This window comes from Arthrobacter sp. YN (assembly GCF_002224285.1).
Classification (GTDB): domain Bacteria; phylum Actinomycetota; class Actinomycetes; order Actinomycetales; family Micrococcaceae; genus Arthrobacter.
Window position 1 is genome coordinate 1,069,369 of record NZ_CP022436.1, and the last position, 13,295, is coordinate 1,082,663.

15 protein-coding genes and 1 pseudogene are annotated in these 13,295 nt (G+C 61.2%); 12 read left to right on the plus strand and 4 right to left on the minus strand.

Features of this window, described 5'->3' with window-relative positions; translation table 11 throughout:
- Positions 1–94 precede the first annotated feature (94 nt).
- Positions 95–244, plus strand: coding sequence for an alpha-L-rhamnosidase C-terminal domain-containing protein (locus tag CGK93_RS23455; RefSeq protein WP_157731609.1), 150 nt, complete (start codon positions 95–97; stop codon positions 242–244).
- On the opposite strand, the gene CGK93_RS04965 is transcribed toward CGK93_RS23455, so the two are convergent.
- From CGK93_RS04965 to CGK93_RS04975, 3 genes are all read right to left on the minus strand, one after another.
- A complete protein-coding gene (locus CGK93_RS04965) occupies positions 241–1,455 on the minus strand; it encodes a type II toxin-antitoxin system HipA family toxin (protein WP_089593858.1) in 1,215 nt (404 codons plus the stop codon). The genes CGK93_RS23455 and CGK93_RS04965 overlap by 4 nt on opposite strands.
- The gene (locus tag CGK93_RS04970) at positions 1,452–1,754 is read right to left on the minus strand and encodes a helix-turn-helix domain-containing protein (RefSeq protein ID WP_089593859.1); all 303 of its coding nucleotides are present in this window, start codon (positions 1,752–1,754) and stop codon (positions 1,452–1,454) included. The genes CGK93_RS04965 and CGK93_RS04970 overlap by 4 nt, the downstream gene beginning before the upstream one ends.
- 104 nt (positions 1,755–1,858) lie before the next feature.
- Positions 1,859–2,317 (minus strand): MarR family winged helix-turn-helix transcriptional regulator, encoded by a 459-nt coding sequence (locus CGK93_RS04975; RefSeq protein WP_089593860.1) that lies wholly within the window; start codon positions 2,315–2,317, stop codon positions 1,859–1,861.
- Positions 2,318–2,456: 139 nt separating this feature from the next.
- Between CGK93_RS04975 and CGK93_RS04980 the strand changes: the two genes are divergently transcribed.
- From CGK93_RS04980 to lhgO, 8 genes and pseudogenes are all read left to right on the plus strand, one after another.
- A complete protein-coding gene (locus tag CGK93_RS04980; RefSeq protein ID WP_089593861.1) occupies positions 2,457–3,395 on the plus strand; it encodes an SDR family NAD(P)-dependent oxidoreductase in 939 nt (312 codons plus the stop codon).
- A gap of 2 nt (positions 3,396–3,397) precedes the next feature.
- Complete coding sequence (locus tag CGK93_RS04985) at positions 3,398–4,288, plus strand: amidohydrolase family protein (protein WP_089593862.1); 891 nt, start codon at positions 3,398–3,400, stop codon at positions 4,286–4,288.
- A 1-nt stretch (position 4,289) separates the two neighbouring features.
- Positions 4,290–5,537, plus strand: a complete 1,248-nt coding sequence (locus CGK93_RS04990) for an acyl-CoA dehydrogenase family protein (protein ID WP_089593863.1) — start codon at positions 4,290–4,292, stop codon at positions 5,535–5,537.
- Between the two features lie 39 nt (positions 5,538–5,576).
- Positions 5,577–6,031: pseudogene (locus CGK93_RS04995) on the plus strand (MaoC family dehydratase).
- A 38-nt stretch (positions 6,032–6,069) separates the two neighbouring features.
- Positions 6,070–7,395, plus strand: a complete 1,326-nt coding sequence (locus CGK93_RS05000; RefSeq protein ID WP_089593864.1) for an MFS transporter — start codon at positions 6,070–6,072, stop codon at positions 7,393–7,395.
- 12 nt (positions 7,396–7,407) lie between these two features.
- Positions 7,408–8,958 (plus strand): o-succinylbenzoate--CoA ligase, encoded by a 1,551-nt coding sequence (gene menE, locus CGK93_RS05005; RefSeq protein ID WP_089593865.1) that lies wholly within the window; start codon positions 7,408–7,410, stop codon positions 8,956–8,958.
- A gap of 219 nt (positions 8,959–9,177) precedes the next feature.
- Positions 9,178–9,672, plus strand: a complete 495-nt coding sequence (locus CGK93_RS05010) for a DUF805 domain-containing protein (RefSeq protein WP_089593866.1) — start codon at positions 9,178–9,180, stop codon at positions 9,670–9,672.
- 153 nt (positions 9,673–9,825) lie between these two features.
- Positions 9,826–11,046 carry an L-2-hydroxyglutarate oxidase gene (lhgO, locus tag CGK93_RS05015; RefSeq protein ID WP_089593867.1) on the plus strand — a complete coding sequence of 407 codons (1,221 nt, stop codon included), beginning with the start codon at positions 9,826–9,828 and terminating at the stop codon, positions 11,044–11,046.
- Here the strand turns inward: lhgO and CGK93_RS05020 are convergent.
- A complete protein-coding gene (locus tag CGK93_RS05020) occupies positions 11,043–11,696 on the minus strand; it encodes a CPBP family intramembrane glutamic endopeptidase (RefSeq protein ID WP_232481548.1) in 654 nt (217 codons plus the stop codon). The genes lhgO and CGK93_RS05020 overlap by 4 nt on opposite strands.
- A gap of 198 nt (positions 11,697–11,894) precedes the next feature.
- Between CGK93_RS05020 and CGK93_RS05025 the strand changes: the two genes are divergently transcribed.
- The 3 genes from CGK93_RS05025 to CGK93_RS05035 all read left to right on the plus strand — a co-directional run bounded on the left by CGK93_RS05025 (position 11,895) and on the right by CGK93_RS05035 (position 13,288).
- Entirely contained in the window at positions 11,895–12,098 is a 204-nt protein-coding gene (locus CGK93_RS05025; RefSeq protein WP_089593869.1) for a hypothetical protein, read from the plus strand.
- 126 nt (positions 12,099–12,224) lie between these two features.
- Complete coding sequence (locus CGK93_RS05030) at positions 12,225–12,527, plus strand: DUF4193 domain-containing protein (RefSeq protein ID WP_089593870.1); 303 nt, start codon at positions 12,225–12,227, stop codon at positions 12,525–12,527.
- Between the two features lie 215 nt (positions 12,528–12,742).
- Entirely contained in the window at positions 12,743–13,288 is a 546-nt protein-coding gene (locus CGK93_RS05035; RefSeq protein ID WP_089593871.1) for an AMIN-like domain-containing (lipo)protein, read from the plus strand.
- Positions 13,289–13,295: the final 7 nt, after the last annotated feature.

Consider the following 13,295-nt stretch of genomic DNA (forward strand, 5'->3'; position numbering starts at 1 on the left):
CCTGGGCCGGTATGGACAGGTGCATACGCCGTCACGGCACGGCTGTGCAGATGTCCATGGGAGGTTTAGGGCTGAGAAGGAGGCGCCGTGCTGCTTGCCGGGTACCGCTTCGGTACAGTGGCGGATCGACGACGGCTACCTCACCGCCGTCGTCGAGATTCCAACCGGAACCACGGCGCGGATCGAACTGCCGGTGCTGGAGGCCGGGCGGGGGAGTCCCCTTGCCCGGCTGTTGATGTACTAAGTGCGGGGCATTGTGCCAAAGACCGGGGAGAAAAGCTCAATTTCGGCCGCGGGTATGCGGCAAGCACGAGCGACGTCCCTCCACCCCATAACTGACTCAAACACTGCGCTTAGGATCTCGTCCCGTTTGCCCGATTCGACGAAGTATTCAGCAACAGTCAGCAGGGCTTTCATTGCGTCGTCTCTCTTGGTGGCTCCATCGATTGATGTTGCGTGCTCTCCATCGACGTCAGGGTTCGGGTTCACATCGAAGGCAGGCGACAACCGCCATCCCGCGCGGTGCCGAAGGAATCCGTGATTACGCAGGTGGTCATCTGTGTTGTTGACAACAATATTGAAAACGATCCTTCGGAAAAGCTCTTCTCGGTCTGCGGTGGCATCTTCGGAGTTCTCATCGATGACGTCCAGAAGGTCAAGATAGTCGCCACGGGCGCCGTCCTGTTCTTGCAGCATGGTCATGGCAGAGACATAGCCGATCCTCTGCTGTTCGACGCGGTCGAATCTGTCAAGAACCAGGACAGGATCGGAGGAGTTGAGATGCTCCAGGTGGTGATCCGGTGTGTCGATACCAGCCCTACGGGCCATTTCGAGGCTGGCCGCTTCCCACGCAATGACTTTCCAGAGGTCACCCTGATGTGAAAATTTGGCAATCGCCAGCCTGGCCCCATCCTGGACGGACGCCTTAGGGCGGGCTCCGCCCAGACTTCCCGTTCCAGCCGCAAGGAGTCTCTTGAGTGCACCCAGGTTCCCCGGGTCAGCTTCCACTTCTTGTGCTGCCCGTCGGAGTTCTGGCAATTGAACCAGCTTGGGCACGTCAGTTCCATCACTTAAGTGTGGTCCGTCGCCAACCCTAAAACGTAACGCGCCCTGCCGGGTCAGGTCCGACACGCCAAGCAGAAAGTCCCTGTCGGTGAGAGTCCCCGGATTCTTACCTTGCTGACGGGCTTCTGCCTGCATCCGCTTGGCTACGATGTGCCGCCCCCAGCGGTCGGGTGAGGCGTCGGCGAAGGAGCCGGGCAGACCCTTGATCGAATGGGCGCCTCGTAAGACGGGCAGTGCCGGGTCAATGGCGTACGACTCAGGCAGGGCAAGGAAACTGGCGTCATACGTGAAGTTGGTACTTGTAACGCCCCGTCGTGCCGATACATAGGCCCGCCCTACGTATATGCATCCGCTGGACGTGTGAAGATCGACGTCGATGGGTTCTGTCATCGACGCACTCTCTCGGGGAGTTTCTGGTCCGCACGGGCTCGCCCGAAATCCGTCTCATAAGGATCAAGAGCTGTGGTCAGTTGGTCGGTGAGGCCCAACACCCGGACAACATCCAGAAACGCCTCGAAACCAACCCCGAGATCTCCGTGCTCGATCTTGCGGAGGGTGTTGCGGCTAATGTCGGCTCGGTCTGCCACTTGCTCAGCCGTAAGGCCAAGGAGTTTGCGCCAGGTCAGCAACTGTTCGCCGATGGTGCTGGCTGCTCGTAGCGTCCTATTGGAAGTGCGCTTGGTGCCCATGTCTCCATGATAGTAAATAATGATAGCGATTACGACCACTAAGCAGTTTAATGCCCTCATATATGAGCATTAGGCGGCTATGTGAATGGAGCTGCGGAGGGTACTTAACCCCACAGTGCCTTCTTGAGCAGCGCCCTCAGCTGGACGTTCTCAACCTCCGTCAGTGCTGCAAGCTGGGTCTCTTCGCACACTTCAAGGGCCGCCCGCGCCTTGTTGTGGATCCGCCGGCCCTCGGCTGTGGAGACGATGATCTTCGCCCTGCGGTCCTGCTTGCCTTGGGCCCGCTTCACCAGGCCGCGGTGTTCGAGGTCGTCCACGAGGCTGACCACCTGGCTGGGGTCCAGGCTGAGGAAATCGGCGAGCTCCCGCTGCGTAGGTTCCAGCCCGCTGCACGCAAGAGTCAGCACGGAGAAGGATCGCTCCCTGAGTCCGTAATCTGCCAGTGCCTTGTTGTTCAGCAGTGAACCCGTGGCGTGCAGTTTGGCCAGCAACAGGCCCACATCGCTGCCGATTTTTGCTGCGGCCAAGCGCGGGGTTTCCACTTCGGTGCTTTGCGGGCCCATGACAACTCCAATAGTAATGAAAAACAATCGTTGACTTTTTCAATGATCCGTATTCTCATTGATCATGACAAGGATCTCACGACGCAGTGGGATCGGCCTCACCGGCTCCGGCCGGTTACTGCATGCGAAGGAGCACGCCATGAGCTTGAACGGCAAGGTTGCAATCGTTACTGGAAGTGGACAGGGTCTTGGACTCGCTTATGCGAGGGAGCTCGCCCGCCAGGGTGCCGCCGTGGTTATTAATGACGTGAACGATGAGACCGCTGCACAGGCTGTTGCACTGATTGAGGCCGACGGCGGCCGGGCCACCGCCGTGGTGGTTCCGGTGGGGGGTACGGATGCTGCGAAGGCTTTGGTGGCGGGCGCCGTGGAGGCATTCGGCCGGTTGGACATCCTGGTGACGAACGCCGGGATCCTGCGGGACAAGAGCCTGTTGAAGATGACGGATGAGGATTTTGACCTCGTCATCAACGTCCATCTGAAAGGCACGTTCACGTGTGTGCGTGAGGCGTTTGCGTACTTCAAGGAAAACAACGTCGCCGGCCGGATCATCACCATCGGCTCGCCGACCGGCCAGCGCGGCAACTTCGGGCAGACGAACTATGCTGCGGCCAAGGCTGGAATCGTGGGCATGGTCCGGACCTGGGCCCTGGAAATGAAAAAGGCCGGCGTGACGGTCAACTCCGTCATCCCGGTCGCTGCCACGGCAATGACCAAGACGGTCCCGTATTTCCAGAAGGCTGTGGAGGCGGAAGAGCGTGGTGAGGCTATGCCGTCCTTCTTCCGTCACGACCTCGGATTTGGAACGGCCGACGACGTTGCCGGGCTGATTGCCTTCCTCGCCTCTGACGCGGCTGCCGGGATCACGGGCCAGGCGATCGGCGCCGGTGGTGACCGGCTGCAGGTTTGGACGCACCCGACACCGGTGAGCACCGAGTACCGCGAGGGCGGCTGGAGCTACGAGGCTTTGCAGGAACATACCGGCTCGCTGTTTCGTTCTGATGCGCTGCAGAGCTACGGTGAGGAATTCCTGCCGTTGCCCGAGGAACTCAAGCCTGAACCGGTACAGGCGCGCTGATCATGGCAGACCGTTACGAACTGGGCATCGACGCCTCGGCCCTTGAGGCGATCGATATGCACGTCCACCTCGAAGTGGACAGCTGCGGGCATGGCTCACTCCCGGAAGCCCTGACGGAGGCCTCGGCGAAGTACTTCAAAGCTGAGGACCGGACGCCGTCGCTGGACAGGATCGCCGAGGTGTACCGGGAGCTGAACATGGCCGCCGTCGTCTTCACTGTTGACGCGCGGACCCAGCTCAAGCATGAACCGAACAGCATCCCGGAACTGATTACCGGAGCTGCGCGGAACAATGATGTGCTGATCCCGTTCGGCAGTGTGGACCCGCGGACGGGGGAGGACGCGATCGCCGGGGCGAAGCACCAGGCTGTTGAACTTGGTGCCCGGGGTTTCAAGTTCCACCCCTCGCTGCAGGGCTTCGACCCGTCCAACGAGCAGCTCTACCCGCTCTGGGAAACCCTGCAGGAATTGGGTCTGCCGTGCATTTTCCACACGGGCCAGAACGGCATGGGAGCAGGTCTACCTGGCGGGTATGGAATCAAACTGGCGTACTCCAACCCACTCTTGCTGGATGCGGTGGCAGCTGATTTCCCGGGTCTGCAGATCATCATGGCCCACCCCTCGGTGCCATGGCAGGACGAGGCGAACTCGATCGCGACGCACAAGTCCAACGTGTTCATTGACCTGTCTGGGTGGTCGCCGAAGTACTTCCCGGAGTCGCTGGTGAAAGCCTCGAATTCGGTGCTGCAGGACAAGGTCCTGTTCGGCACGGACTTCCCGCTGATCACCCCGCAAAAGTGGCTCGGTGCATTTGCCGACCTGCCACTGAAGGACGAAGTCCGTCCGAAGATCCTCAAGGACAACGCCGTCCGGCTGCTGGGGTTGGGTGTCTGAGATGACCACGATTACAGCAACAGCTAAGGAACAGCGGCTCTACTCCGTCGCCGACTGGTACGACGCCGAAGCACTCCTGACCACGGAGGAACGCAGGGTGCTGGGGCGGCTGCGGACCTTCCTTGACGCACAGGCGAAACCGCTGCTGGCTGAATACTGGGAGCGCGGCGATTTCCCGGAGCAGCTAGCCCGGCCCTTGATTGATCTGGACATCATGGAACCGGCCGATCTCACCGTGGACGCCCCGGCGAGAGGAATTTTCCACGGCTTCCGGATTTTCGAACTGGCCCGTACGGACGCATCATTGGCCACCTGGTACACCGCCCAGGCAGGGCTGTTCAGGACCGCGATCCGGGTTGGTGCTTCCGAGGAGCAGCAGCGCGAGTGGATGCCCCAGGTCATCGACTTCTCCCTCAAAGGTGTCTTCTCGCTGACCGAACCCGGGCACGGCTCGGACATCGCCGGTGGGCTTTCCACCACCGCCCGTTTCGAACCAGGCAAAGGAACAGACTCCGACGGCGGCACCGGATCTGATGACGGGACCTGGGTTCTGGACGGCGCAAAGCGGTGGATCGGGGGCGCCTCCACAGCCGATGTGCTGTGTGTGTTCGCCCGGGACGTCGCCGATGGACAGGTCAAAGCGTTCCTCGTGGACCGGACCGCCACAGGCGTCGGCCTGGAGAAGATCCATGGCAAGACCTCGCTCCGGATGATGCAGAACGCCCACATCACCCTGAACAAAGTCCGCGTACCCGAGGCCATGCGCCTCCACAAGGTGAACTCGTTCAAGGACGTTGCCTCGATGCTTCGGGCGATGCGCTCAGACGTAGCCTGGATCGCCACCGGCATTCAAGCAGGCGCGTTCGAAGCAGCGCTGGCCTACGTCAAGGAACGCCAACAGTTCGGCCGGTCGCTGGGATCCTTCCAACTGGTCCAGGAGAAGTTGGCCCGGATGCTCGGCAACATCACCGCTTCGCTTTCACTGGTGGTGCGGCTGACTGAACAGCAGGGCTGGGGCATCTACCGGGACCAGGACTCGGCCTTGGCCAAGATGCAGACGTCCCTGATGATGCGCGAAACCGTCGCCTTGGCCCGCGAAGTGGTGGGCGGCAACGGCATCACCCTCGCCGCCGACGTCGCGCGTTTCCACGCCGACGCCGAAGCCGTTTATTCCTACGAAGGCACCCACGAGATCAACGCCCTCATCATCGGCCGTGCCCTCACCGGCGCCAGCGCCTTTACCAGCTAGTCCTTCTCAAACCTCAACACCAACTGCCAGGAGGCAAAGATGCCCAATCTCGTCGTCGATTTCGACACCCTGCTCACCATGTCCGCCAAGGACCTCGGCACCACCGATTACCGTGAGATCACCCAGCAGCAGATCAACCTGTTCGCTGACGCCACGGACGATCAGCAGTGGATCCACACCGACCCGAGCGCGCCAAGAGCGGTCCGTTCGGGGCTCCGATCGCGCACGGCTTCCTTACCCTGTCCCTGATCATCCCGTTCTGGGGCGAACTGTTCGACGTAGACGGGGTCACCACCAAGGTCAACTACGGCTTGGACAAGGTGCGCTTCACCTCCCCGGTCAAGGTCGGCTCCAAGGTCCGCATGCAGGGCTCCATTGCCGAGGTCACTGAGGTCAAGGGCGGCGCCCAGATCAAGGTCAACGCCACGATTGAAATCGAAGGCCAGGAACGCCCCGCCGTCGTGGCCGAATTCCTGGCCCGTTTCTACAAGTAAAGATCCAATTCCCTTCCCTCCTCTCCCAAGGAACAGCCATGTCAGGACACACTGCGCTCGCACAGCCGAGCACGGCCGCCAAGCGCAAAGAGGCGCGCACGGTCATCATGTCCAGCTATCTGGGCAGCACCATCGAGTTCTACGACTTCCTGCTCTACGCAACAGCGGCAGCGGTCGCTTTCCCCAAAGTCTTCTTCGCAGGCACCGATGAATGGGTTGGCGTAGTTGCTGCCTATGCCACGTTCGCGGCAGGCTATGTTGCCCGTCCCCTGGGCGGCATCATTTTCGGCCACTTCGGCGACCGCATAGGGCGCAAGGGCATGCTGATCGTGTCCATGGCGATGATGGGTATTGCCTCCACGTTGATCGGCCTGATTCCTGGAGCCAACGTCATTGGCCCGTGGGGAGCCGTGATCCTGGTGGTCCTTCGCGTCTGTCAGGGAATCGCCGTCGGCGGTGAATGGGGTGGGGCCGCACTGATGGCCCTGGAACACTCCGATCCCAAGAGGCGAGGCTTCGCGGCGTCGTTCGTGAATGCTGGCGCGCCCACCGGGGCTGTCTTGGGCACTGTGGTCATGGGCATCTTCTCCGCCCTCCCGCAGGACGCTTTCCTGGCATGGGGCTGGCGTGTGCCGTTCCTGTTGTCCTTCGTGCTGCTGATCGTGGGCATGTTCGTGAGGTTGCGGGTTTCCGAGAGCCCCATCTTCGCCGAGGCCGTGGCCAAGGAAAGTGCACAGGGGACCAAACGCAAGATCCCGCTCCTGGAAGTTCTGAAACGCCCCAAGGCGCTCATCATGATCATGTTTGCCGGAGCCGCCGGCTTCGGACTGCAGGTAGTACTGCCCACGTTCTCCGTGACTTACGCCGTATCCAAGGGCGCACCACAGCAGGGCGTGCTCTATGCCTTCGCAGGTGCCTCGGCCATCTCCATCCTGTTCGTGCTGCTGGGCGGTAGGCTTTCGGACCGTTTCGGTCGCCGCCCGGTCATGGTTACTGGCTTGGCCTTGTTCATCCTTTACCTGTTCCCCATGTTCGGGATGCTCAGCTCCGGCAACATCGCTTTGGTCTTCCTGGCCTTCACGGTGGCGCTGGTTCTGCACTCGTCCCTGTACGGACCCCTCGCCGCGTTCGTGTCCGAGCAGTTCGGCACCACCAACCGCTACACCGGCGCGGCAGTCGGCTATCAGTTGGCCACGCTGATTGGTGCAGGCTTCACCCCCGGAATCGTCGCCGGCCTTTACAAGGACGCCGGCCAGAGCATCATCCCTGTGGTGGTGTTCCTGTCCGTCATGTCGCTGGTGTCGATTGTCTTCATCCTGCTGACGCGGGAGTCTAAGAACAACGACCTTTCTACGGTCAGTTAGGAGTAGCGCACCATGGACAACAACGGAGTTGGATCCTGGCTGCACCGCCGCCGCAGCAAGTCCGGAACCGCAACGGCACTCATTTCCGGTGACCTGACGCTCAGCTACGCCGCGCTCGCCGATCGCACCGACCGCTTGGCCAACGCCCTCAAAGACAGGGGAGTGACCAAAGGGGACCGCGTGGCCTACCTCGGTGAGAACCATGAGTCCTTTGTGGAGACGTTCTTCGCCTGTGGGCTGCTGGGAGCGATCTTCGTCCCGTTGAACACCCGCTTGGCGGCTCCGGAGCTGCAGTTTCAACTGCAGGACTCCGGCGCACGGCTCCTGATCAACGCCGATGCCCTGGACGCCGTGGCCTCCGCGTCCGTGACGGACACAGTGGTAACCCACCGTCTTGTGGTGGCGCCCGACGACGTCACTGACGGTTCCGCTCTCAAGCTGCCGTCCGGCGTCGAGCACTATGGCAAGGTGCTTGACGCTGCAACCGCGGCGCCGCTTGATGAGACCGTGACGCTGGACGACGCAGCCATGATCCTCTACACGTCCGGCACCACCGGCAAGCCCAAAGGCGCCCTGCTGACACACGGCAACATCACCTGGAACTGCATCAACACGGTGGTGGATATGGACCTGAACCGCAACGATGTTGCGCTCATGATCTCGCCGCTGTTCCACGTGGCGTCCCTGGACATGGGTCTGCTTCCCATGCTCCTCAAAGGAGCCACGGTGGTACTTGAAGCGAAGTTTGACGCCGGTCGAGTCCTGGAACTGGTAGCCAAGCACAAGATCACCACCCTCAACGGCGTGCCGACCACCTTCCAAATGCTCTGCGATCACCCCGGATGGTCGACGGCGGATCTGGCGTCCTTGGACAAGCTCACCTGCGGTGGTTCGGCGGTACCGAACCGGGTCCTCGAGGCCTATGAGCTGCGGGGCATCGGGTTTACCAGCTGCTACGGCATGACCGAGACCGCGCCTGGTGCAACGATGCTGCCGTTATCGCGGTCCCAGAAGAAGGCCGGATCTGCGGGTCTTCCGCACTTCTTCACGGACGTGCGCATTGCTGATCCGATGGGCGGGGTCGCTCCCGTGGGCGAGGTGGGGGAAATCCAGATCTCCGGGCCCAACGTGATCAAGGAGTACTGGAACCGCCCGGAAGCCACTGCAGACAGCTACGCGGATTCCTCGTGGTTCCGCTCCGGCGACATGGGCCATCAGGACGAGGAAGGATTCCTGTTCGTTTCCGACCGGATCAAGGACATGATCATCTCCGGCGGCGAGAACATCTACCCGGCCGAGGTGGAGGCTGCCATCGCGGAGTTGCCCGCTGTAGGGAGCGTGGCGGTGATTGGCGTTGCCGACGATACCTGGGGTGAAGTGCCCCGTGCCATCGTCACCTTGCGGGACGGAAGTTCCCTGACCGAGGAGCAACTGCGCTCGCATCTCGACGGCCGGCTGGCGCGGTACAAGATCCCCAAGTCAGTGGTGTTCGTCGAGGAAATGCCGCGCACTGCCAGCGGCAAGATCCGCAAGATGGACCTGCGGAAGCACTACGCCGTGTGAGGACGCCTGCCGGGCTCGGGGGAAATCGACGTCATTACTGCCTGGTAATAGGGGATCTGAGAGACCGCTACCGGCCGACATAATCCGTTATCAGGCTAAATCCGGGTTAATTTCATCCATCGAACTGCCTAATTGGCCTCGGGGGCATTACGATAGGCACGACTCACTCTGAGCAATAAGCTTCATCACGACTCACACCTAACCCCGGGGGATATACCAATGAGCGCTTACCCGCAACAACCGCAACAAACCGAGCAGTACGCTGCACAGACCGGCGAACCGCCGCTGTGGGCTCCCTACTACGGGGCACCGATCGGTGCCGCCGTCAAGCGTTTCTTCAAGAAGTACACCGCGTTCAGCGGCCGCGCCAGCCGCAGCGAATACTGGTGGGTGGCACTGGTTCTGGGTGTTGTGGGCTTCGTCCTGCAGATCCTGACCTTGGTTCTCGGCAGCGCCGGGGCCACCGTTTCTGCAAACGGAACCGCCACTCCCGGTCCGGGATCCGTCGTAGGCCTTATTCTGGCCCTCGTCTTCTACTTGGCAATCCTCATCCCGTCCATTGCCCTGCTGGTTCGCCGTCTCCATGACGGCAACTTCAGTGGCTGGATCGTGCTGATTGGCCTGATTCCCGGCTTGGGCGGACTTGCACTCTTCATCTTCGCACTCCTGCCGTCCAACCCGGCCGGCCAGCGTTTTGACCAGCCGACTGCATAGTCAGCCAATCACTACGTAATACGCTCCAACGAAAAGGGCGGCACCTCGTGTGCCGCCCTTTTCGTGCCGTTTTTGTCCCCCTCCACTGTCCCGCCACGGCCGACGTGACATGCTGTGACTGACGCGGACCCAGCCCCAATGACGAGGAGTGCCATGCCCAACCCTCCACGCAGGAGAACCATCAGGCGTTGCGCCGTGGTGGGCGGCGGGATCATCGGTGTTGCGGTGGCCAGGGAGCTCGCCACCACACTCGACGGCGTCCAGGTCACCATTTACGAAAAGGAAAACCGGCTCGCTGCACACCAGACCGGCCACAACTCGGGCGTGGTGCACGCAGGTCTCTACTACGAGCCCGGCGGGCTGAAAGCAAGGCTGTGCCGCAGGGGAGTGGAGTTGCTGCGGGAATTCTGCGCAGCAAAGAACCTTCCCTATGAGGCCTGCGGCAAGTTGGTGATAGCCCAGACGCCGGAGGAGTCCGCGCGCTTGGACACCATCTTCGCCCGGGCCACAGCCAACGGTGTCCCCGGAGTACGGATGCTGAGCGGCGGGCAGATACGCGAGGTGGAGCCGAACGCCGTCGGACTTTCTGCCTTGCACTCGCCTGAAACGGCGATCGTCGACTACACGGCCATCACCGAGGCGCTCGCCGACGACGTTCGAGCCATGGGCGGAACCATCCGGCTGGGGCAGGAAGTTTTGGCGCTGGAGCAGCAGGCCAGCGGGGTAGTGGTGACCACCAAGGATGGCGGGGAACACTATGACCTGGTGGTGGCGTGCGCGGGGCTCCAGTCGGACCGTCTGGCTGCGGCGACTGGCGGGCCGGCGACCCCGAAAATAGTCCCGTTCTTCGGTCAGTATTACTTGGTAGGCCCGGAAGCCCGCGACCAGGTGAAGGGCCTGATCTATCCTGTGCCGGACCCCAGGCACCCGTTCCTCGGCGTGCATCTCACCAAGCGGATCGACGGCGAAATGATGCTCGGCCCCAATGCGTTCATCTCCTTCGGGCGGGAGTCCTATGCCTGGAACCAGGTGGCGTTGCGCGATGTTGCCAATTACGCGCTCTTTCCGGGCTTCTGGAATTTTGCCCGACATAATGTGCCGTCGGCGGTCCGTGAATTCCAGACCGTGGTGAGCCGGAAGAAATTCCTCCGGGAGGCAATGCGCTTTGTTCCGTCATTGGAGGGTGCCAGCATCCTGCCAGGCACCCGTGGCGTGCGGGCGCAGGCCATGAACGGTGACGGCTCGCTGGTGGATGACTTTGTGATTGCACGACGCCGGGACACGGTTTTGGTGCGTAACGCACCATCGCCGGGGGCGACGTCGTCGATGGCCATCGCGGAGTACATCGTGGAGCAGGCGCTGCAGGGTGGCTAGTTTTGCGTAGCCGACAAGATGATGAGCAGCACCAAAGCGTTGTTGACGGAGTGCAGAAGTACGGGCGCCCAGAGATTCTGGTGGAATCTTTTCAGAAGCGCCAAGGCGATGCCGAGCATAAAGAGATAAATAAAGGTCAACAGGACCAAGTGAACAGCGGCAAAGATTGCCGCTGATATTGCCACGGCTGCAAAGGGCCTGCAATGTTGCGTCAACCCGCTCAGGAAAGCTCCCCGAAAGAGGACTTCTTCCCAAAGCGGGGTCAACACAGCAGCGATGAGGACGGTCAGGCCAATCAGCGGCGCCGGAAGTTCAGCAACCCGGCCTAGCGCACCGTTGGAGGAATTGGACGCAGCGCCATCCACTCCGACGAGGCTGAGAACAGCCAGGAAGAGACCTTGGGCGCAGGCGGAAGCCACGATGGCTGTGGGAATCTGCCAGAGTAAGTGCAGCATGCGTGCGTCAAAGCGTCGAAATCCGAGCATGCCCGGAGTGAGCTTGTTTCTGCGAACCAAATGTACGAAAGTTGCCAGCATTGCGGCTGCTGTTGCCCCTCCGAGGATGACTGGAACAGCGGTTTCTGCAGTGAAATGAACCAGACCGGACAGTCCCGCCGCAACCACCGCCAGGCAAACTAGTGCAACGTACACAGCAATCCACATCAGGGCCCACAAAGCCTGTTTCAGTGATATTGCCGGAGGTGGTGAGGAAGTTGCTCCAAGCTGGTTAACAGAGTTAGTTGGCAACAGCATCCCCCGAGTGTTCATCATGCGAGCCTAGCCGAGTAGTTAACAAGCTTGTGACCAGATGGAAACTGACCCCAAACCCAGGCTGGATACGGTTGCCGCATGATCGCTTCCCTGGCCTCGCTGGCAACCCGTCTCGGCACTACGTTGGGGGCCTGGATCGAGGCCGCCTACGTCCTGGATTGCTCTGAAATGGAGGCCGGGGACGAGCACCGTCTGGCGTGGCTGCCCGCGCTGAGCGGCGTGACGGTGGCCGGCGCCCAGGCCATCCAATCGCACACTGTGAGGGTGGCGCCGGAGCCATAGGGAACGCTGCGATAGCTGCCATATGTTGCGTTGGGCACACTATTCGTTGAACGCGGGGAGTATGCCCTAAACTGCTTCACTGAGGTGCCGGAATAGGCACTATGCAGCAACGAAAGCGAACCCTCAATGGCTACTGATTACGACGCCCCGCGCAAGACCGAAGAAGACTCTCCGGCTGAATCTCTTGAGGCTCTTCAGGCATCCCGTGGCAACGCTGCACTGACTGCAGTCATCGACGTCGAAGAAAACGATACTGCCGAAGGAATCGACCTTCCCGGGGCTGATCTTTCCGGTGAAGAACTGACCGTCATTGTTGTCCCGGAGCAGTCGGACGAATTCACCTGTGGTTCCTGTTTCCTGGTCCGTCACCGGTCCCAGATTGCGCTCGAAAAGAACGGCCTCAAGTTCTGCAAGGACTGCGAAGGCTAGATAACGCCCGGGTCTCGTTATCTTCGATCACGAACATGGGTGCGAAGACTCTGGAAACTGCCCGCGTCGGCCGTAAAAGCGGTTTTTGACGACCCTCCCGTGACCGCCTTGTTGCCCCTTTAACGGTTATGCGCCGAAGCGGCAACAACCAGTCCAAACTGGCTTGCGCCCTCCTACTGTTGAAGTATCAACTTCGCCTGAAGGGGGCACAAAAAATGAGGAAAATTGGAGCGGGCCTGGCAGCCGTCCTGGCCGCAGCCGGACTCGGTCTGGCGGCACCGGGGCCGGCCTCGGCAGCATCCTACTGCGGACTTTCCTGGGGGTCTTTGGCCAAGGCCGACCCCGACATGAGTTCCGCCAACGTCACCAATGTCCGCACGGGCCAACAGCCGTGTTTCGACCGTATGGTGATCGACATGACCGGAAAAGTGGCCGGCTATTCCGTTCGATATGTTCCGGTAGTCACCCAGGACGCCACCGGCTACCCCATCCCCGTGCTTGGTGACGCGGACCTGCAAGTAGTGGTGACTGCGCCGTCGTACAACCAGTACAGCCAGCCCACCTACCTGCCCGCAGCCAAAGCGGAGCTCTCCAACGTCTCCGGTTATCAGACCTTCCGCCAGGTGGTTTATGCCGGAAGCTTTGAGGGCACCACGAGCATTGGGCTGGGTGTCCGTGCCCGGCTTCCGTTCAGGGTCTTCACCTTGGATGGGCCCGACGGCGGCTCCCGCCTGGTAGTGGACGTCGCCCATCGCTGGTGATTTAAGC